Raw genomic sequence first — 19,940 nt, forward strand, 5'->3', positions numbered from 1 at the left:
AGCATCACCAGGGACGGGTAAAATATATTATGAAAGAAAATTTAGCGTACTGTTTTTCTTTTATATAGCTTTAAATAATGTATCAATCTGTTTTTTAGAATGTTCATTAGGGGCAACTTTATAAAACTCATTGATAAGATCCAGTGAAGTAGGCTTTTTAGGATAACTGTTATTTTTTAAAAAGTTTCGCAAGGCTGTATTTACTTTTTCTTCACCTATCAGATCACTTAGTTTTACCATGGCAACAGCTCCTTTAGAATAGGAAACATGAGTTGCATCTCCGGTGGCTTTATAGATGGGGATATTCTCAGACAGTCCTTTTTCATTATCATAGATCTGCTGATGGACCTCTATTCTTTTCATCATCTCTGCTTTGCCATGCATTTTTTTGTAGAGCATCATTTCGGTGTACATGGCAAGGGTTTCAGTGAGCATTACAGCGCCTTTTCTGTCATCAGGATTAATCTGGCTGTTTCCCCACCATAAATGGGAAAGCTCGTGTCCTGCAAGTTCATTGATGACATCCTGATTCTGATCAGCATGAATATTGGCGTGAAAAACCATATCTTCAGGCATAAAAACAACAGATGGATAGGCTGTAGCAGCAAAACCTCTGGTAAAAGAAGAAATTTCCGCAAAATTGATAGTTTTAAAAGGATATTTTCCAAAATTCTGCTGACAGTAATCCAAAGTGATTTTAGTATTTTCCAGCAGGTGATCTACATTTTCAACATGCTTCGGATGATAAAAAATATTGATTGTAATTCCTTTGCAATGAATACTTTTCACCTTGTATTCTGCAGAAGAAACAGCAAATCTGAAAGGTATATTTTCTGCTTTATACTGAAAATAATGACGGCCTGATTTTGTCCATTTCTTTACCAGATCACCGGTTCCTATAGCGATTTGATGTTTATCAGTAGAAACAGTCATGTCAAGATTGATAAAATCTTTTTTGGAGACTCCGGGAACTTCAGGATTTTTCAGTGTGGCCAGTTTTCCAAGCTGGTTATCCTGCCGTATTTTCGGATCTTCAATTTCTTTATCTTTCTGATAGCCCACCGACGGGAAATACCTGCTGACCCTCATAAATGAACCGTTTTCTATGATAGCATTAAAGGACTGGTGACCGTTGACTGGAACCCAATGGTAAGATAATTTAAAATCAAGAACCGCCGTTTCATCAGGCTGCATGGGCTGTCTTAATTGTATTTCCGTAGTGTTTTCAGTGATCTTCATGGCTTCAGAGCCTGATTTTAAAACTGCATTTTCCAGTTTTAAATCATGATTAAAATTAATCAAAACTTTGCTGACAGGCTGGTCAGTTTGGTTTTTAAGCTTATACTTCCCAATGATCTGATATGAATTTTCTGAAGGATAGAGCTGGATTTCCGTAGTAATATCCGTAATGTCAGGTTGTGGGAGATTTTCGTATTTCCTGAAACTTTTTTCATACTGTACCGAGTTTGAAATTTCTTTCTCGTCCTCTTTGGGAAGATAACCCTTCGTAAAATAAGTCCCGGCATATATTCCCGAGAACAGTACAATAGAAGTGAAAACTGCCTGGCTGAGTGTTATTTTTTTCAATGTAATCCACTGATTGAGCATCCACACTGTAGCCATCACACCCATTCCGAATAAAAGCCTTTGTGCAAAAGCTAATTGATAAATTCCATAGCCATTGAAATCACTGTAAGTACCTTTAAAGTCTGAAAATATTCTGAAAAGAGGGTAAGACAGTATTTTTCCGGAAACAGGACCTGCCAATATAAAAACCGCAAGAACAGATACTCCCAGCGCTATAAATCTATTCCTGATGCTGTCATTGATCAACAGGATAAGAACGGAAAAAATAATCAGCGGAACCGTATTGAAAAGAAAGACCGGCAGATAAGCATTCCAGTCGATATGGAAATACTGATAGGCAGCCTGGAAAATGATTCCCTGAATGATCAAAATTCCTGTAAAGAAAACTAACAGTAAACTAATGGAGAGAAAATGCCCCAGCAGCTTATTTTTGGAGTAAAAAGTATTGTTTTCAATCAAAAAGAACCATGAGGAGCGGCTTCTCCAGTAAAGATCATTAATAAAATAGGCAGAAATAAGCAACCCGAACAGCGGAAAGTTTTCTGAAATGGTAGTGGCCATAAGCCCGGAACCGGCATATTTTTGGGGAAGACGGATCCCTTTCTCTATTTCGGCATACATTTCCATCCCGACAAAAAATAATAAAAGGATGGATACAGCCGGAACGGTGATACTTTTGAACAGATAAATAAGATCAATCCGGGCAAAGGAGAGGGTAGCTTTAATAGAAGCTGTTTTCCCAAAAGTGGGCAGAATGGCAGAATATTGTAAGGCTAATGTCTTATGGGAAGAATCCACTTCTTTGGCCGCCTTCTTTGTCTTGTGCTTAGAAATTTTTGAAAAAGAAAATACCCTGAGGCTAAGAAATAGAAAACCGATGGATATGATAAGAAATAAAAGCCTGTTGACGAGTAAATATCCTTTAAAAGATACTACCTGCGTATTTTTCTGATGAACAGTAAAGGTCCGGGCTTCCAGAAAGTAAGAGGAGAGCCCAAACGGATCCAGCCATGCAGAAATTTGCTGCGCTTCCAAAGACTGAGGAATGCTTCCGGCCATAAATGGTGAATTGGAAAACAGCAAAACAATCATATAAAATACGTAGAGAAACAGTCCGCCAATGACAACGATCAATTTTTTCCGGAGGGTAAGAGATATCAAAAACAGAAAACTGCAAACCAGAAGACTGTTGATAAATCCGAAGATAAATAATGGATATAGATAGTAACCTATATTGAACTCGTTGTGCATTTCACTTCCCGTACGCATCATCTGGCCTGCAAGGAAACCGGCCATCAAGAAGCAGAAACTTAAAAAAGTCTGTAAAAAGTAAGTCAGAAATTTACCCTTAAGATAGGTGGATTTTGATATAGGAAAAGAAAAGAGGAGAAGGTCGAATTGGGTATCCCAATCTTTAAAAATCAGCTGTAATGCATAAACAGTAGCAAAGAAAATAATAGAAAGACTGAGCATTCCGGACATGAATCCAATTGTATAAGGCGAATTGAGATATATTCCTTCTCCTACCGAAAGATTAAACTGATTACCACAGAAAATACCAGTAAAAACCAAAAGTAAGGCAATAAGGTAGGTAAGCCAGTGCTTGATATTGCGCTTGGCTTCAAATAAAAAAAGGCTGTTCATGACTAAGGTTTTTGGGTTAGCGTATGAAAGTAAACATGCTCAAGTAAGGGAGTTACGGGGCTGAAATCTTCAGGTGACTCTTCAGAAAAAACAGTGATCTGAAGCTCTCTTTCTATCAGTTGCCTGCTGATGATCTCATAGCTGGAATCATAAGTTTCAAGATCATTTTTATCAATGGGTTTTGACCAGATTCTGTTTTCCAGTGCTGCCATTAATTTTCCGGGATTTCCTTTTCGCAGGATCTGTCCATGGTTCATCACAGCCATTTCTGAGCAGAGATTTCTGACATCTTCTACCAGGTGGGTCGACAGGATAACGATGACGTCCTGGCTGATGTCGTTTAGTAAAGTATTGAAACGGTTACGTTCTTCAGGATCTAAACCGGCAGTGGGTTCATCCACGATAATAATTTTAGGATCACCCAATAGAGCCTGAGCAACTCCAAAACGCTGCTTCATCCCACCGGAAAAAGTATGAACTTCTTTGTTCCTGAAATTTGAAAGATTCACTTTTTCAAGCAGATTTAGAATTTGGTTTTTACGTTTCGTTTTGTCTGTAATACCTTTGAGTACTGCGATATGCTCCAGGAGATCATAAGCGGAGACTTTAGGGTATACTCCAAAATCCTGTGGAAGAAATCCCAGGTTCTGTTTTATATATCCAGGGCTTTCAGCAATATTCACATCATTAAAAAACAGGGTTCCGGAACTGGGTTTCTGCAATCCTACAATGGTTTTCATTAAGGACGATTTTCCGGCTCCGTTTGGACCCAGTAAACCGAACATCCCGTTTCCGATTTCCAATGAAATGTCTTTAATGGCCTGGAAACCATTCTTGTAGGTGAGGCTAAGGTTATTGATAGATAAGGTGTTCATAGTGTTGTGTTTGGGTAATAGAATGACAGGCAGTCCTTTTTCAGGCTGCTTTTAATAATGGTAAATAATGATGATTTGTAAACTGTGACTTAAGAGTAATGATAGATTTTGGGACAGGAGACAGGAGACAAAGAGACGCGTAGAGATTATCTTATACTTTAGACTAGCAGCTCAATAATAGAAGCTCTCACTCTCAAACTCTACCACCCTCAAACCCTCAAACTCTTTCACTCAAAACCTAATCCTTATATTCCAGTATATCTCCAGGCTGGCATTCCAGGATTTTACAGATGGCTTCCAGGGTATCGAAACGCACGCCTTTGGCCTTTCCTGTTTTTAGGATAGAAAGGTTTACGGGAGTGATTCCCAGTTTTTCTGCCAATTCTTTACTCTGCATTTTTCGTTTGGCTAGCATGACATCTAAGTTGACTATAATTGGCATGTTAAATAAATAGGTCTTGTTCGTTTTGCAAATGTAGTCCTTGCTTGAAGATATTCGCAAGAAACAGACAGAAAATTCCAAGCATAAAGTGAATAAACACCAGTCCCCAGATGATACTTTCTACTTCCACAAAGAAACTGGCAACAATAACCAATGGGAGTGGGATAAAAATATTATACAGGTAAAATCTCTTAAGCTGTTGTATATGATCTTTTGTAAACAGTTTTGGCTGGAAAAAAACTTTGAAAACTTTTGCGGAAAGCCAGAAAAAGATTCCATAAGAAAGTAAAACAGCTAGAAAAGAAAAGATAATATACGGAGAATTATTTTCAATATTCAGAAACGGTTTTTCGGTGAACGGATAATTGATATGAAGATATTGTCCATCTTTATAAGGCGTAACAGAGAATCCTGTTACCAGACATAGAACGGAGTACACAAAAGTGATTAAATATCCGGCAGAAAGCAGAGCGCAGATATAAAATAAAATTCTTGAAATAATTTTGGTCTGGTTCATGACACGATCATTAATTAGTGTTACAAATATATAATTAATTATCGTAAAACAATAATTAATTTAAATAAAATTTTATTTTATAAAACCTCTACAATGAAATAATAGTGAAAAAAGCTGTGTTGAATACTGTTTTTATGTAATTTTAAATAGTGAAAAAATAAAAGATCATGGCTTACAATATTGAATTGGCAGATAGGGTTCGTGAACGGCTTTCCAAAGTTCATGATATTGAAGTTGAGGAAAAGAAAATGTTCAGCGGATTATCATTTCTTGTCAACGGGAAGATGTGCATCAATATCAGCCATGACAACCTGATGTGCCGCTATAACCCCGAATTGGAAGATGAGGTTTCGGAAAAAAACGGTTTTCTTCCGATGATCATGAGAGGAAAACAGCTCAAAGACTATTGCTATGTAGAGCCCATTGGTTTTCAAAAACCTGATGATTTTGAGTATTGGATAAAAATCTGTCTTGATTATAATACAATTGCTAAAGCTTCGAAGAAGAAGTGAGGTTTCCGGAGTTAGAGGGTGGTAGAGTTTGAGAGTGAGAGATTCTAGAGGTAATGAATTATTGAGTTCAAAACCTAAAGGATAAATAGTCTCTAAATTTCCAGTCTCTACCCTCCGGGCTTTCCATATTATTGATATAGCTTCTCCCTGATCATTATTAAAATCTTCGTTGTTTCTTCCAGATTAGGAGACTCAGGCAAATTGGATGTTGTATGGTGGAAGTCAATTGATTCTAGCAAATCTTCAGTTTTTTGTATTAATGAATCATAAGGCATGTTTCCGGCTTTGATATTCAGTAATTCATCACGGTTTTCTACACGGGTATGCAGAGAATTGGTTTTAAAAATATGCTCACACGACTGCAACAGACGGATGGTATGCATCATATTTTTGCTGTCATAATTCTGTCCATGATTTTGATTGACATTATAGCGGTCTTCATTACGTTCAGAAACCCATTTCCAATATTCCCTGTAGTCTTTACAGTACGTAGAATAGGCGTCCAGATTGCAGAAGAGATAAGTGATTGGCTTTTCATCCTTCGGCACAGATGATACGGAAACCTGATTGGCTTCTTCATTCTGAATAATACCCTTATACCCTAATGTTCCTGATTCATCATAAAATAAGGCAAACATTCCTTTCGTATGGTCGATGCTCACTAATCCACACCTTTCCTGTAAAAGACCATCCCGTCCTTCGGGCTTGTCTCCAGATGAGGGGAATTCATGCAGCCATTTCTTCAAAGGAACAGAGCCTTGTCCATCAAGGATACAACAGAAATCCATAACAGATTTTCTTTCTTTATCTATAGGATTTAATATCTTTTTGTTGAGACCTTTCGCTTTTTTAATCTGTGAAACGGCATATCCTGCAAAACTGTCTTTGCATAGTTTGGATAGAAAGTCTTCTGTTTTCAGAAGATCAATCAGCGGATCTTTATGAAGGATGCAGTCCTCCGGGCTTGCCAGAATCTCCAGGATATTGGGATTGTTTTTTTGCAGCAATTCTACAAATCTCCCGATTTCATAATAGGTGATATCATTGGTCTCATTAGAAATCTGTGGAATATAGTTCAGCCCAAAGAAATCTTCTTTCGGTACATAATATACTCCACGGATATCCGTATCTGAGGTTTCCGTGGCCAGGCCGAAAGCACGGCTTCCGGAGATGGCTTCAAAGAGGATGAGGTTATTGGTTTTTAGATCTTGTATGGTCATTGATTATCTTGTGATACAAGGACTAGCCCTGCGTCATTCGTATTTCTTTTTTTATTAAGTTTTGTTTTCTCTGTATTTCTTTCAAAGAGTGGGAAAGTTACTTATAAAAACGGCTACTAAAACACCCCTTCTGTAGATTGTTCCAGCTCACGGGCAGATTGCAGAAATTCTTCCACATTCATTTCTTTAAAGAAAAGAAGGCCATGGGTTGCCCGGAGACGTGGACTTTCGTTATCATAAAAATAAGGTTTTCCCAATATCAACTGAGAAGCCTGAAGCTGTTCTACCCAGGTTTGTATAGAAAGATGACTGAATTTTCCGTTGTATCTGTAACTTGGGAAGGAGGCATTTACCTGGCTTAGATAGCTGTTGGTAAAACTTTCATCCATTGTACTCATTCCATTAAGGGATACCGGGAAAATATGAGTGACATCGGCTGCATTGAACTGATACCAAACATTTCTGTAGCCCCATATTTTAAGTTGAGACAGATCTTTTTCTTTGCTCCATTCCCTTACGGCAGCGGCAATTGCCTGTAAGACTTTATAATGGGTATCAGGACCACTTCCTTCAGGATCGAACGCTAAACTTATAACGGTAGGATTAATGGTTTTCAGCTGTTGCAATATAGGATATACATCCCTTTCTCTTTTGGGCTTCTCCGTAAAAATAGCTCCTGTATAAAATCCAAGTCTTAAATGATGAACGTTCTTTGTTCTTACACCGAAGTGTGCCCATACTAATTCTTCTTCATATTCCCGGATCATTCCTTTCAGTGTCTGGATCTTTTGCTCCGGATTTTGACCATCATAGCTGGAATTGATGATAGCAATCACTTCTGTTATTTTCTCTTCCAGTTCTTGTTTTGTTTTTAAACCCCAAAGTTCAACGATATTTCTTACCATTCTGTGAGATACCGCTCTTGACCTTTCGTCAGCATTTTCGGAAGCTATATTGATAAGGTAATGATAGACGTCTTTATCCCTCTTATTTTTATATCCAACCTCAAAAAAGTCCGGATAATTAAGCATTTCGATTTCTCCTTTTTCGGTAAAAAGAAGAGTAGCCCGGAGAATATCTGTCAGAAACTTATTGGTCACCGCAGTAAAGCCGGATGTAAGGACAGAATAGTGAGATTCATTGGTCTCATTTCGGGACTGGTAATGGATATAAGGCAAAAGTCCTAATGAAATATCATCATGATGAGGACCTGTATGATAAAAAACTTCATGGGTAAGTGCTTCTGTTCCTTTTTTTATTTTGTTTTCAATGGAAGTAATCACTGACTGAACAGTGTCTTCATTAAGATCCGGAATTAACTGGGTATACGGATCAGACTGAAGGTCTTCCAGGGTAAGATGTTCAGCATATTTGTTCAGTTTTTGGGTCAGCATCATAACTGATTTATCGGTTTTTTCCTGTGACCAGTTTCCGGATTGGTAATAATCGGCAATGAAGTCATTCAGTGTGCTTGCCGCTCCTAATGTAATATAAAATCTGCCATTCGGGAGACAGGAAAGTACAGAAGCCGGATATAAATTGGAAGGAGGAAGTTCCAGTGCGTTTTTTATCATAGGTGCTTTTGCTTCTCCTGCTGCGAAAATAATGGCTACAGCATCTTTATTATAAGTGATTGTCTCCAGACCGATAGTGATCACAAGGCGTTCCCTGGAAATTTCAATTCCTCCAAGATCTCCGGCTGCAACCGCCTGTGTTTCGAAGTTGGTGGAAGTCAATCGGGTTGTTGAATAAGGGTCAGAACCTTTAATGTTAAAGGCAATATGCCCATCAGGACCTATTCCTCCCAGAAAAAATCCAATACCCCCTAACTTACGGATCTGCTGTTCATATTCCGAACACCAGTTGTCTATAAGGAAAATAGATTCTTTTTGCAGTTTCTCCAAAGGATTTTGCGGTTCACGGTATCTCAGTTCCAGGTCTACTTTATGACTGGGAAAAACCTCCTCAAAGCTTTTGCCATACGCTAAAGGAATTTCATCACAATTGATCAGAAGAGCATTTTCCCTTTTTAATCCCAGCCCTTCAATATAATATTTATTCACGTAATGATAGAAGCTGTTTGCCTGGGATGATTTTATAGGGTAAAATTCATCAATCTGAATAAAATGGAGCTCTGTCAGTGATGGTTTCTGGACGGATAAATTATGTTTTTTTCTAAGCTCAATAATATTTTCCTTTTCCCAGTTTTCAAGAATATGTTTAGTCCAGTAAATAAAATATTCCGGTGTTTTTCCCGTGGGAAGACTGATAACACCGTTGGGATTTCCAGCTGCCCATTCCAGAAATCGTAAGGCTGTAAGCATTCCTAAATTAGGAAAATTGTCAACAGCAATATAAGGTATATTGGTTTTACTGTTTCTTGAAAGATCATTTAAGAAAGATTCCTCTACGGGAGTGAAGTTCCTTTTGTTTTCCATTTTTGTGATTTTTTACTATGTTTCAAATACTTTATACTGTGAGATGATGTAGAACTTAAAGATACAAAACAATCCCTAAATTTATCAATAAATTGTTGATTTACAATAGAAAACTGCGGTTATGGTTTATTATTGATAATATTATCATAAGTTTATTATAATAATGGCTTTCTGTAGTTGTTTTTAAAGGGAAAGACTGGATATTGGGAAAATTATAGTTGTAGCATCTTAAAGTTTATTGTAATAAAATTTTAATAGTCCACTTTTATCCTGTCTCTTCAGTTTCCAATACCATTTAATTTAGTATCTCTCTGAAAACCCTTTCCATTTCAGTCTTACCTACTTTTCCACTGGGTAAACTCTTTGATCTTTCCTCATTTTCAGCGATCATATTTTCTAAAAACCCAAACAGTTCCCAATCATTCGGATGATGATAAGCTTCCCCTTTTGTAGCTTTTAAAGCAACAAGATTCTCTATCTTCCGTTTTGTATAGCCATCTGCCAAAACCAACAGATCACTGAACAATACAGGAGGAACAGTTCCTTTTTCTATAATCCATTTTCCGGTTAAAGTGGTTCTCAGGCAATAAAAATAACTTTTCAGTTTTACTTCTTCGTTTCTGCAAGCATCCAGATATTTTTTGCTCATACTCAAGTAGTGGTAAGAAACTGCTATCGGAGAAAAACAAGCATCTGCCAGAGGACTGAACAGATCTACAAATCTCTTGTTCTCTTTATATACGATAGGAGAGTAGAACCAGCTCAGTAAAGCGGCATTTGACTTCAGTAAAAGATGAAAGGTTTTCCGCAAATCCCATCCGCAACCATCCAGATCATCCTCCGTCGTAAACTCTATGGTTTCATCCTTATCCCAGGGGGAGAGATACCACTCAGCATCATGTCGGTATATAAAACGGATGTCGTAATCGCTGTCCGGAGAGGCAAAACCCCAGGCCCTGCTTCCGGATTCTACAGCCAAAAGGACTTCTATGCCCTTTTCGGCTTCTATTTCTTTTATTTTTTCAAGTATTTTTGGTGTCATTATCTTTTATTTATATTGCAAAGTAAGCAGGTTTATGCGTAATCTACTTGCGTAGTTTTTTTAAGTTTGAGAATAATAAGGTTTGAGGATTTTAGGGTAGGAGCGTTTGAGGGTGAGTGAGAGGTTTCAGAGTTTGGGAGTGAGAAACTCTATTATTGAGCTGGTAACCCAAAGTATAAGATAATCTCTAAGTCTCCTGTCTATACGTCTCTTGTCTCCAAGTCTCGAATCTCTTAATCTCCAATCCCCTCCTTCATCAATCCATTTTACTTTTTATATTTGACATTGTACAAAATACTCCCCATTTCACTAATATTGCACTTCTTCTACTTCACATAATTAATTTACATTCATGTTATCAAACAAATTACAGCATAAAATTGATTTTAAAACAAAACCTTTAGGTGCCTTAGGCGATCTTGAACAATTAGCCTATAAAATTGGGATGGCTCAAAAGACAACTTCTCCCCGGTTATCAAATCCTCATATGGTGGTATTTGCTGCCGATCATGGGATTGCTACAGAAGGAGTGAGTGCTTATCCACAGGAAGTAACCTATCAGATGGTGATGAACTTTTTGGGCGGCGGTGCAGCAATAAATGTGTTTTGCAGGCAAAATGGTATTAAAATAAAGATTGTAGATGCCGGAGTAAATTTTGATTTTCCTCAAGATCTGAATTTGATTGATAAAAAAGTCAGAAAATCCAGCCGTAATATATTGGAAGAACCTGCCATGACTGCTGAAGAATATCGGCAAGCTTTGAAAAACGGAAGTTCCGTAGTTGAGGAGATTGCCCTGACAGGTTGTAATATTATTGGTTTTGGAGAAATGGGAATCGGGAATACTTCAGCTTCTTCGCTGATGATGAGTAAGCTTTTTAACCTGCCGATTGTAAGTTGTATCGGACGCGGAACGGGTTTAAATGATGATCAGTTACAGAATAAGATCCATATTTTATCAACCGCTATAGAAATGCATGCCGATACTGAGACAGCAGATGACATAGCACAGACTTTCGGAGGGCTTGAAATTGCGCAAATGATCGGTGCCATGGAAGAAGCTTTTCGTCAGAATATGCTGATTATGGTGGATGGATTTATTGCTACCATAGCAATTGCCACTGCATGGAAAAAGAATCCGGACATCCTGAACAACTGTATTTTCTGCCATGTAAGTGATGAGAATGCCCATCTTCAACTGTTAGAATTATTGGGTCAGAAAGCATTGTTGAATTTTAATCTTCGTTTGGGGGAAGGAACGGGATGTGCACTGGCTTATCCTGTGATTCAGAATGCCGTGAATTTTCTTAATGAGATGTCAAGCTTTGAAGATGCCCATGTTTCAAATAGAGAATAGATGAAAATAATAAAAAATGAACTGATCTATCTGGCAACAGCGCTGATGTTTTTCACCAGGATTCCGGTTCCGTTTACCATTCCGTATTCCAGTGAGATCATGAATAAATCTCAGAAATATTTTGCATGGATCGGGCTGTTGGTAGGACTTATTAATGCTGTGATCCTGTATTTTTGTGCTCAGCTTTTTAACCTGGAAATAGGTATTGTTTTGATGATGATCACCAGTGTTTTACTCACCGGAGCTTTTCATGAAGATGGTTTCACGGATATGTGTGACAGTTTTGGAGGTGGATATGGGAAAGAAAAAATCCTTACCATCATGAAAGACAGCAGGGTAGGAGCATATGGAACTATTGGAATTATTCTGCTGTTTGCTTTGAAGTTTCTCAGTATTCAGGCTTTAGGAAGTATTGATCTTCTTAAAACGTTGGGTATTGTCATTTTAGCACACTCATCAAGCCGTTTTATTTCAGGTACGATGATCTATACTCACCAATACGTTACGGATATTGATGTCAGTAAGTCAAAACCGTTAGCTAATAAACCTTTAGACGGAATAGCCTTATTAGTAGGTTTAATCAGTGTTTTAATTTCTTTTGCTTTCATTCCGGATGGGCGTTTGATACTGGCTTTTGCATTGGCTTATGCCGGTAAAATCTGTATGGGATGGTATTTTAAAAAGCATATCGGAGGATATACCGGAGACTGTTTGGGTTCCGTACAGCAGGTAAGTGAGGTTTTATTTTACTTAGGAACAATTATAGCATGGAAATTCATCTGATCAGACATACGGCAGTGGAAAATCCGGAAAACCTGTGTTATGGATTTACCGAAATGCCTTTAAGAAAAGATTATCCTGAAGATTTTAAAAGGCTGAATATGGATCATGATTTCGATCTTGTTATTTCAAGCCCGTCACAGCGTTGCCGTCTTTTGGCTGATTATTTTGGGTTTGATTATACAATCGATGAAAGACTTCGCGAAATGAATTTCGGAAGCTGGGAAATGGAAAAATGGACGGATATTCCTGAGAAAGAAATTAACCCCTGGTATCAGGATTTTATTAATGTAAAAGCTACCGGTGGAGAAAATCTTCTTGAAATGCAAGACCGCGTACTTAGCTTCTGGAAAGAGCTGATTGCGGAACAAAATGTAATTAAAGTCTTGGTTGTTGCGCATGCCGGTGTAATCCGTCTTATTCTTCAGTCGGTTTTACAGTTTCCCCTAGAGAATATGTTCAGTATCCGGATTGACTACGGGAAGAAAGTGATTATTCAGAAGGATGACGGCTACTTTTCCATTAAAAAGATAAATGTTTAACAACCAGTCATAATCCCAGGTAAACTGTATAGAAAATAAGCTCTTGTCCTTTGCATTACCCAACAAAAAAGCCATTCGGTCTTACTCAAATGGCTATATTATTTATTTAAAGATTTTTGTAAAGCTATCTTTTTCCAGAATTTCCAATGAAAAATCAAAATCTGCTTCTGACTTTTCAGCAGTAGCTGTTGCTCCCAGCTCTTTTACAAGCCCATTGAAAGACATTGGTTCATACCATTGCTGATAAAGTGCATCCGTTGCCAGTACAGCAATCTCAGAATTTCCTGAAACATGAGAATGACCCGCTCCAAAATTCAGAAGTACAAAACATTGTTTTTCTCCTTTTGGAAGAAGCATTCCCAGAATAGTCTGTCTCTGAACCGACTTACATTTAGCTTCAGCAAATACTTTGTTGGGATCCATCATATAATCTCTTGAGATCGTATCTCCTTTTCCAATCACAATTTTATAATCACATTCCGCATTTCCGGAATACACATTGTTCATGATTAATGTAGGCGTGTTCAGACCTCTGTTGGCGTAAAGATATTCAACGGCACCCTGGGGTGCAGAGGTCATATCTCCAGAATACATCAGATTTCCATCCCCTTGATTATAGGCGGCATTCCATCCTGTTTTTCCCGCTATATTCAATCCGGAAAGGTCAAGATCATAAGCACCCCAGGCATTTTCCCAGTAGATTCCTACCGCAAGCTTTTCACCGGAAAACCTCGTTCCCGTGGGAATATTCCCTACATACATTTTTTCAGAAGTAGGAAGCCCGAATTCCACATTTTCAGGGAAATAAAACTTCTTTCCGGATAGATCAAATTTTGACTGTAAGTAACTTAATATAAATTCATAATTCAATTCACTTGCAATGCTGTTTTTTCCTGTTTTTACCCAGGACTTTCCGTTTCTGATTCTGTAGACAAAAGTATCCTGGCCATACATTCTCTGGTAGCAGGCAGATAAAGCTTTGAATAAGGCAAAAGGTGTTGCATTATCCAGCCAATGCATATCATTTTCTTCCAGTAATGTGTTTGTAGCATCATTCAATGGGTTAGAAATTAAAGGCTTATGGTAAGTCTTTGACAACTTGGAAATTTTATTAACAGCTGCTGTCGTAGACTTATTTTTATTTTTATAAGCTAAAAATAAAGGTTTAAACCTGTTAAAAATCTCTGCAAGTTTTTCCAATCCGAAGGTTTCAAACAAATCGGATGGGTCAAATTTACTTAGCTTGATATTCTCAATCAGCTCATCATTTTTGATCAGAAGACTGGTAGCTGTTGTTTTAAAAATAACATACCTGAAAAATTCTACAGCATTCTCGGGATAAACCTTGTAAAGATCCGCAATTTTGACAATAGCTTCCTTATTTCTGATGTTTTCCTTTCCGGTGAATTCATAGTTCAGTTCTTCTGTCAAAATAAATAACAGATCATTAATAGTTTCTTCCTTTAAAGCAATACCAGATCTCAGTAATGATAAACATTTTTCTGTCATTTCATCTGGAGAATAAGCTTTAATTACTTTGAAAGTAAGCTTCATTTCGGGAACATTCAATACTTCATCAGGGATATAAATTTCCTCTTGGAAATCACTTCCGTAGGTAGAAATATAATGCCTGATCTGATCCATTAAAAGTTCCAGTCTTGTACTGTTCTTTATTTTCTTCCAGGATGTATGGAAGGTTTTATTAACATCATTACCGCTTAATTTTTCCTTTGAATAATAGGCAATAATCTGTTTTTTAGCCCAAAGTGCACCAGGTTCAATCACAAAACCGTCATTGGAAACAAAAGGGTTGTGATCAGATTTCTGAGCCAGTACGGCATTGAATAACTGAAGTGTTTTCATGATATAAAAATTAATAAGTGAGGAGTAATTTTTTTTAAGAAAAATGATATAGGAACTCCTTTTACCTATAATTTTGAAAAAGGCGGGGAGTAAAACCTGGTAATGTATATAGGAACTCCCTTTGCCTTAATTTTTTTTTATTATATATTCTATCTTTCTGCCAGACAGACAAAAATCAAATCTGTGATCCACAAGCTGAGTAACTTTATGTACCAACTCCGGGAAATTATTATCGCTCTGTCAGCGGAGCCGCTGCCCGTCTATTATTATTTAAACCTTATAGGTTTTTAAAACCTATAAGGTTTGAAAGCCTTAAGGATTAAACATTAAAGTAACGGATTAAGCTTTTCTATACTTTTTCTTTTTCTTCCATGGCGCGTTTTTCTGAACATCACCAGCCATGATACATCCGTAAGGCATCACTTCATCAAGGACCTCACAAAGGCCATATTCTTCAATCTGTGCTCTTACGTTTTTAGCACTTTTATAAGCACTTGGCAACTCGGAGATATCAATCTCATTGGAATAGAAACGGATATCCAATCCTTGTGTTTCCTCATTGAAGATTTCCTCGGTTGTTTTATGAGCCATAGATCTTTTATGCTGGCTTCTGCTGAAGTTTCTTCCCGCTCCGTGAGGGGCAAAACCTAAGTTTCTTTCCGTTGTTCTTCCCTGAACGATTAATACCGGTTCAGCCATATTTAAAGGAATCAATCTTGGTCCTGTGATATCAGGCATAAATTTGTCATCCAGTGGAGTAGCTCCTTTAGCATGGTAAAATAAATCACCATCTCTGAATACAAAATTATGCTCATTCCAATATCTGTTCTCTTTTTCGATCTCCAGTTTATTCAGCACTGCGTCATGAATAGAAGTATGGTTTTCCTTTGTCCATTGTCTTATCAGCTGAAGGGCTTCCCAGTAGGATTTTCCTTCTTCAGTATCGTACGGAATCCAGGCATTTTCTCTTAATGTTTCAGGAGAAATGTCCTGTCTGAAACGGTTGGCTACCTTCATCCCTTTATCATATAAAGCAGCTCCCGGAGCTCTGGAACCATGATGAGTCACCAACATGGTATTTCCTGTATTTTTGGAGATTCCTACAAACAGAAAATGATTTCCGTCTCCCTGAGTTCCCATATGAGAACGGGCAATGCTGATCAGTTTTTCATCATTTAAGAATTCATTTTCTCTGAAAGCATCCATCAATTCCTGAGACATTGGCATCTGTTCCCCTCTCGGTCTTCCTCCATATCCGAAGTGTGTGATAGAATGTGCTGCATCCAAAACCTCTTTAGGATTTGTTTTACCAAAGTCCGTCAGCATAACAGAACAACAGATATCAGCACTATGGAATCCCGGATGAATGGCATTTTTAGCAACCACCACACCTCCTACCGGAATCTGGCCTTCAGGTCCTGTAGGACAGGCATCAGGCATTAAAGCACCATTAATCAATGTTGGAGTTTTCATCAAAACTTTCATCGTATTGATTACTTTTTCCACATTATCATTTTCACTTTCATGTTCTGCTCTGATATTGATGATAAAATCTTTTGCCGTTTCATGAAGCGGTATAATTTCCGGTTGTCTGAACTGTTCCAGGTATTCATTAATCTGAACCTCATCCAGATTATTTTCGTTGATATAAGTAATAGCATCTTTGAACCATTTAGCGGGTCTATATCCTAATTCGATTAAGTGATTTCCATTAAATTCCATTTGTTTTCTCATTTTGATAATGCAAAGTAATATCATTATTGCGCAATAGTTTTGCGTAGATTGTTTTTTTTTAATTATTTTTACAAAAATTAAAGGCGAATCTGGAAATAAAACAGATTTGCCAACGGATTATAATTAAAAATGATTAATACTATGGAACTACTAGAACAATTAGAGCATTTCCCGGAAACCATTCAGTTCAGTGATGTTATTGAATATATTGACGGAAAATATGATTTCACCCCTACAGCTTTTAAAAATGGTGATACCACTAATCAGGCCGGACAGAATAACGGATCTTGTAAAGTCTTCAGCTTTGCTTTATATCATGGGCTGACCAAAGAACAGACCCTTCTTCTTTTTGGAGAATTTTACAGGGAAGATGTTTTGAAAAAACCTAATGGTACTGATCACCAGAATATCAGAAATTTTATGAAATTTGGCTGGGAGGGCATTACTTTTGACGGAGACGCGTTGAAAGAGAAATAATTTTAATGAAACGGCGAAAAGGCAAATTTACAAATCAGCGGATTTGCCTTTTATTCCAATAAACACAATATGTATGTCATCTAATAAAAATGCTTTAATCCGTTATAAAACATTAGATAAGTGTCTTAAAAACAAATACAGGAAATATACTTTGGAAGATCTTATTGATGAATGTTCCGAAGCGTTATTTGAATTCGAAGGCAAAGAATCCTATGTAAGCAAACGAACGGTGCAGCTCGATCTGCAAAATATGCGCAGTGAGAAATTCGGGTATGAAGCTCCCATTGAAGTCTATGAAAGAAAATATTACCGTTACAGCGATCCTGAGTACAGCATTCATAATATTTCAGTAAACGAAAGCGATCTCAAAGCAATGAATAATGCCGTTCAGATCCTAAAGCAGTTCAAAGATTTTTCTATGTTCAAAGAAATGAACGGGGTCATCCAGAAGCTGGAAGATTCTATTCACTCAACCAGTCAGAAGTCCGTCATCCATCTGGATAAAAATGAACAGCTGAAAGGATTGGAACATATAGATATTCTCTATGAAAGTATTGTAGGTAAAAAGGTGTTGAAAATTCTCTATAAAAGTTTTACGGCAAGAGAATCCAATCTATATACTGTTCATCCGCAGTTGCTGAAAGAATTTAACAACCGTTGGTTTCTGATTTGCCTTTACAAACAGAAAATGTATAATCTGGCACTGGACAGAATGGAAAGTATCGAAACAGATGATACCCTTCTGTATATTGATAAGGATCTTGATGGTGATGAATATTTTAAGGATATTGTAGGCGTTACGGTCTCAGATTCAATTGCTCCCAGAACTGTTGTTTTCTGGGTAGATTCCGGTAATGCACCCTACGTAAAAACAAAGCCTCTGCATAAAAGTCAGGAAGTGATCAGCGAAGATCAGGAGGGAACTCTGTTTAAAATCTGTGTCCAGATTAATTTTGAGCTGGAAAGGTTGTTACTGGGATTTGGAGACTCCCTGATGGTTCATAAACCTAAAAAACTGAGACTAAGAATGGAGGAAAAATTCAGGATAGCCAGTGAAAATTATCAAAACTTTGTTGCTGATGAAAACTAAATAAATTGTGATTTTCAGTATGTTACAAAACGATGGAGTGGTCATTTTTTATATCAATACAATGGCTAAGCTAGCAGAAACTTATCAATTCAGCTAAAATCATCAGTTAGATTTTTATCTTGGCTTGGAAATTGCATTGATTTAAAAAGAACATCACATTATGAAATCAAGAATATTTAAAGCATTAATTGCAATTATAGCACCTATAGTGATAGAATATATCGTTAAAAAAATATCTGAGAAACTTGATAAAAAAGATGATCAGAAAGAGAAAGAACCAAAGCAGATTACTGCATAAAAAAAAGTAGTTAGAATTTAAAATTGTTGAAAAGAGACTGCCGTATAACGTGCAGTCTCTTTTTTACTGGGTATTCCTAACCACCCCAACAAAAAACTCAAAGAATTATAATTGTAATAGTTGTGAAAATAGAAGATTTCTTCAAATAAAATGAGAATCTTCTCGGTCTGGTTATTACTTATACATGCTCTAGTAATTCAAAATATGGTATCCGGGCTTTCAAAGCTTTATCAATAATCAATTACCTATATAAAATCATAGACTCCGTTTTTCCAGCCCAGCACTTTGGAAGAGTCTGCATGAAGCCAGTTCTTCAGAATAGTGGCATATACCTTTCTGAAATCTTCCGTATAGATAAGGTCACCCTCATTTAGGTTCTGCAGATTGGGAAGAGCATTCAGCAGTCCTTTCTTTTTTAAGCTTCCACTGATGAAAAACATCTGATTGGCGGTTCCGTGATCCGTTCCGTTACTGGCGTTCTGGGCAACACGGCGGCCAAATTCTGAAAATGTCATAAGTAAGATATTGTTGAATAACCCGTTGCTTTTCATGTCCGCAACAAAAGACTGTACAGCCTCATTGATATCACTGAATAATTTTTTCTGTCTTTCATTCTGATTAACATGGGTATCAAAGCTTCCGATTGAAAGATAATAAACCTGAGTGTTAATGTCAGATTTGATCAAAGAAGAGACTGTTTTAAAGTCCTTTCCCAGCTGGGAATTCGGATAAATCTGCTCGGTTTTTTTTGCTTTGCTTTTTTCAAAAATATAATCCGCATTATTGATAGTAGAACCAAGTGTCTGATAAAGGTAAGATACAGTTTCGTCTTCATGATGATGGTCATAAAGAGACTTAAAATACTTTTCCTGGCTGGTCTGATAAAGCCTTTTAGGATCTTTAAAGGCAAATGCTTTATTATGATCACCTTTAAGAGCAAGACTTAACATATCATCTACTTCCAACGCCTGGGTGGGATGTTCACAACGGTAGCATTCTTCATCTAAAAAACGACCCAGCCATCCTGTTTCCAGGAATTCATCACTCCTGCTGGCAGATTGCCAGATATCCATACTCCGGAAATGGGATTTGTCAGAATTGGGATAGCCTACATTGTTCATGATGGAAAGTTCACCATTGTCAAAGAGTTCTTTAAAATAAGAGAGGGAAGGATTGATTCCGGCTTCATCAGTCAGAGATAAAGAATCCTGAATAGCAAGCGTTTTTCTTTCCCGGAAATAAATATCATTTTTTACAGGAATAATGGTGTTTAAGCCATCATTACCACCTGTCAGCTGAAGTACGATCAGGATGTTCTGATGAGGGTTCAGGGCATTATCCAAAGCCATAGACTTTAGAAAGCTGGGCATCAGCAGGGAAGCTGAGGCTAATGAACTTATTTTTAAGAATTCTCTTCTTTTGATTAACATAACTTTTGAATTTAATTGTGCGGCAATAAGTTACAGGTAGTATCAATGGCCGTGGGAACTATTACCTGAAATCTGCAACCAGCTGTCTTAAA

The 19,940-nt window shown here is 37.3% G+C and carries 17 protein-coding genes; 7 read left to right on the forward strand and 10 right to left on the reverse strand.

What is annotated here, in order from left to right; translation table 11 throughout:
• Positions 1–60: 60 nt before the first annotated feature.
• The 4 genes from MP477_RS10845 to MP477_RS10860 all read right to left on the reverse strand — a co-directional run bounded on the left by MP477_RS10845 (position 61) and on the right by MP477_RS10860 (position 5,065).
• The gene (locus MP477_RS10845) at positions 61–3,231 is read right to left on the reverse strand and encodes a M1 family aminopeptidase (RefSeq protein WP_257190432.1); all 3,171 of its coding nucleotides are present in this window, start codon (positions 3,229–3,231) and stop codon (positions 61–63) included.
• Between the two features lie 2 nt (positions 3,232–3,233).
• Complete coding sequence (locus MP477_RS10850) at positions 3,234–4,106, reverse strand: ABC transporter ATP-binding protein (RefSeq protein ID WP_257190433.1); 873 nt, start codon at positions 4,104–4,106, stop codon at positions 3,234–3,236.
• A 238-nt stretch (positions 4,107–4,344) separates the two neighbouring features.
• The gene (locus tag MP477_RS10855; RefSeq protein WP_047487719.1) at positions 4,345–4,548 is read right to left on the reverse strand and encodes a helix-turn-helix transcriptional regulator; all 204 of its coding nucleotides are present in this window, start codon (positions 4,546–4,548) and stop codon (positions 4,345–4,347) included.
• Position 4,549: 1 nt separating this feature from the next.
• On the reverse strand, positions 4,550–5,065 hold the full coding sequence (locus MP477_RS10860; protein ID WP_257190434.1) for a DUF2975 domain-containing protein: 516 nt from the start codon (positions 5,063–5,065) through the stop codon (positions 4,550–4,552).
• Positions 5,066–5,232: 167 nt separating this feature from the next.
• Between MP477_RS10860 and MP477_RS10865 the strand changes: the two genes are divergently transcribed.
• Positions 5,233–5,577, forward strand: coding sequence for a TfoX/Sxy family protein (locus MP477_RS10865; protein ID WP_230037737.1), 345 nt, complete (start codon positions 5,233–5,235; stop codon positions 5,575–5,577).
• Between the two features lie 128 nt (positions 5,578–5,705).
• Here MP477_RS10865 and MP477_RS10870 read toward each other — a convergent pair whose 3' ends face one another.
• From MP477_RS10870 to MP477_RS10880, 3 genes are all read right to left on the reverse strand, one after another.
• Complete coding sequence (locus MP477_RS10870; protein ID WP_257190435.1) at positions 5,706–6,797, reverse strand: nucleotidyltransferase domain-containing protein; 1,092 nt, start codon at positions 6,795–6,797, stop codon at positions 5,706–5,708.
• A 116-nt stretch (positions 6,798–6,913) separates the two neighbouring features.
• Positions 6,914–9,235 carry a glucosamine-6-phosphate isomerase gene (locus MP477_RS10875; RefSeq protein WP_257190436.1) on the reverse strand — a complete coding sequence of 774 codons (2,322 nt, stop codon included), beginning with the start codon at positions 9,233–9,235 and terminating at the stop codon, positions 6,914–6,916.
• A gap of 295 nt (positions 9,236–9,530) precedes the next feature.
• Positions 9,531–10,277 carry a nucleotidyltransferase domain-containing protein gene (locus tag MP477_RS10880; RefSeq protein WP_257190437.1) on the reverse strand — a complete coding sequence of 249 codons (747 nt, stop codon included), beginning with the start codon at positions 10,275–10,277 and terminating at the stop codon, positions 9,531–9,533.
• Between the two features lie 352 nt (positions 10,278–10,629).
• Here MP477_RS10880 and cobT point away from each other — a divergent pair, with 352 nt between their 5' ends.
• Genes cobT through cobC form a run of 3 tightly spaced genes read left to right on the forward strand, consistent with a single transcriptional unit; the run spans position 10,630 to position 12,956 of the window.
• Positions 10,630–11,634 (forward strand): nicotinate-nucleotide--dimethylbenzimidazole phosphoribosyltransferase, encoded by a 1,005-nt coding sequence (cobT, locus tag MP477_RS10885; protein WP_257190438.1) that lies wholly within the window; start codon positions 10,630–10,632, stop codon positions 11,632–11,634.
• Complete coding sequence (locus MP477_RS10890; RefSeq protein WP_257190439.1) at positions 11,635–12,417, forward strand: adenosylcobinamide-GDP ribazoletransferase; 783 nt, start codon at positions 11,635–11,637, stop codon at positions 12,415–12,417.
• Positions 12,402–12,956 carry an alpha-ribazole phosphatase family protein gene (cobC, locus tag MP477_RS10895; RefSeq protein WP_257190440.1) on the forward strand — a complete coding sequence of 185 codons (555 nt, stop codon included), beginning with the start codon at positions 12,402–12,404 and terminating at the stop codon, positions 12,954–12,956. Before MP477_RS10890 ends, cobC begins: the two co-directional genes overlap by 16 nt.
• A gap of 102 nt (positions 12,957–13,058) precedes the next feature.
• On the opposite strand, the gene MP477_RS10900 is transcribed toward cobC, so the two are convergent.
• Complete coding sequence (locus tag MP477_RS10900) at positions 13,059–14,819, reverse strand: hypothetical protein (RefSeq protein WP_257190441.1); 1,761 nt, start codon at positions 14,817–14,819, stop codon at positions 13,059–13,061.
• A gap of 339 nt (positions 14,820–15,158) precedes the next feature.
• Positions 15,159–15,959, reverse strand: a complete 801-nt coding sequence (locus MP477_RS22820) for an RtcB family protein (protein WP_373567422.1) — start codon at positions 15,957–15,959, stop codon at positions 15,159–15,161.
• 735 nt (positions 15,960–16,694) lie between these two features.
• On the opposite strand from MP477_RS22820, the gene MP477_RS10910 reads away from it, so the two are divergent.
• The 3 genes from MP477_RS10910 to MP477_RS10920 all read left to right on the forward strand — a co-directional run bounded on the left by MP477_RS10910 (position 16,695) and on the right by MP477_RS10920 (position 18,418).
• Complete coding sequence (locus MP477_RS10910; RefSeq protein ID WP_230037722.1) at positions 16,695–17,030, forward strand: HopJ type III effector protein; 336 nt, start codon at positions 16,695–16,697, stop codon at positions 17,028–17,030.
• Between the two features lie 73 nt (positions 17,031–17,103).
• Positions 17,104–18,120 carry a YafY family protein gene (locus tag MP477_RS10915; RefSeq protein ID WP_257190442.1) on the forward strand — a complete coding sequence of 339 codons (1,017 nt, stop codon included), beginning with the start codon at positions 17,104–17,106 and terminating at the stop codon, positions 18,118–18,120.
• Between the two features lie 160 nt (positions 18,121–18,280).
• Positions 18,281–18,418 carry a hypothetical protein gene (locus tag MP477_RS10920; protein WP_257190443.1) on the forward strand — a complete coding sequence of 46 codons (138 nt, stop codon included), beginning with the start codon at positions 18,281–18,283 and terminating at the stop codon, positions 18,416–18,418.
• A 245-nt stretch (positions 18,419–18,663) separates the two neighbouring features.
• On the opposite strand, the gene MP477_RS10925 is transcribed toward MP477_RS10920, so the two are convergent.
• A complete protein-coding gene (locus tag MP477_RS10925; RefSeq protein ID WP_230037716.1) occupies positions 18,664–19,848 on the reverse strand; it encodes a DUF1501 domain-containing protein in 1,185 nt (394 codons plus the stop codon).
• Between the last annotated feature and the right edge of the window lie 92 nt (positions 19,849–19,940).

Origin of the sequence: Chryseobacterium sp. WG23, from assembly GCF_024586575.1 — a bacterium.
Lineage (GTDB): Bacteria > Bacteroidota > Bacteroidia > Flavobacteriales > Weeksellaceae > Chryseobacterium.

What these genes read in the sequence shown, in the direction of transcription:
- MP477_RS10845 (WP_257190432.1), bottom strand. Translation starts at nt 3,231, where the DNA reads ATGAACAGCCTTTTTTTATTTGAAGCCAAGCGCAATATCAAGCACTGG.
- MP477_RS10850 (WP_257190433.1), bottom strand. Translation starts at nt 4,106, where the DNA reads ATGAACACCTTATCTATCAATAACCTTAGCCTCACCTACAAGAATGGT.
- MP477_RS10855 (WP_047487719.1), bottom strand. Translation starts at nt 4,548, where the DNA reads ATGCCAATTATAGTCAACTTAGATGTCATGCTAGCCAAACGAAAAATG.
- MP477_RS10860 (WP_257190434.1), bottom strand. Translation starts at nt 5,065, where the DNA reads ATGAACCAGACCAAAATTATTTCAAGAATTTTATTTTATATCTGCGCT.
- MP477_RS10865 (WP_230037737.1), top strand. Translation starts at nt 5,233, where the DNA reads ATGGCTTACAATATTGAATTGGCAGATAGGGTTCGTGAACGGCTTTCC.
- MP477_RS10870 (WP_257190435.1), bottom strand. Translation starts at nt 6,797, where the DNA reads ATGACCATACAAGATCTAAAAACCAATAACCTCATCCTCTTTGAAGCC.
- MP477_RS10875 (WP_257190436.1), bottom strand. Translation starts at nt 9,235, where the DNA reads ATGGAAAACAAAAGGAACTTCACTCCCGTAGAGGAATCTTTCTTAAAT.
- MP477_RS10880 (WP_257190437.1), bottom strand. Translation starts at nt 10,277, where the DNA reads ATGACACCAAAAATACTTGAAAAAATAAAAGAAATAGAAGCCGAAAAG.
- cobT (WP_257190438.1), top strand. Translation starts at nt 10,630, where the DNA reads ATGTTATCAAACAAATTACAGCATAAAATTGATTTTAAAACAAAACCT.
- MP477_RS10890 (WP_257190439.1), top strand. Translation starts at nt 11,635, where the DNA reads ATGAAAATAATAAAAAATGAACTGATCTATCTGGCAACAGCGCTGATG.
- cobC (WP_257190440.1), top strand. Translation starts at nt 12,402, where the DNA reads ATGGAAATTCATCTGATCAGACATACGGCAGTGGAAAATCCGGAAAAC.
- MP477_RS10900 (WP_257190441.1), bottom strand. Translation starts at nt 14,819, where the DNA reads ATGAAAACACTTCAGTTATTCAATGCCGTACTGGCTCAGAAATCTGAT.
- MP477_RS22820 (WP_373567422.1), bottom strand. Translation starts at nt 15,959, where the DNA reads ATGGGAACTCAGGGAGACGGAAATCATTTTCTGTTTGTAGGAATCTCC.
- MP477_RS10910 (WP_230037722.1), top strand. Translation starts at nt 16,695, where the DNA reads ATGGAACTACTAGAACAATTAGAGCATTTCCCGGAAACCATTCAGTTC.
- MP477_RS10915 (WP_257190442.1), top strand. Translation starts at nt 17,104, where the DNA reads ATGTCATCTAATAAAAATGCTTTAATCCGTTATAAAACATTAGATAAG.
- MP477_RS10920 (WP_257190443.1), top strand. Translation starts at nt 18,281, where the DNA reads ATGAAATCAAGAATATTTAAAGCATTAATTGCAATTATAGCACCTATA.
- MP477_RS10925 (WP_230037716.1), bottom strand. Translation starts at nt 19,848, where the DNA reads ATGTTAATCAAAAGAAGAGAATTCTTAAAAATAAGTTCATTAGCCTCA.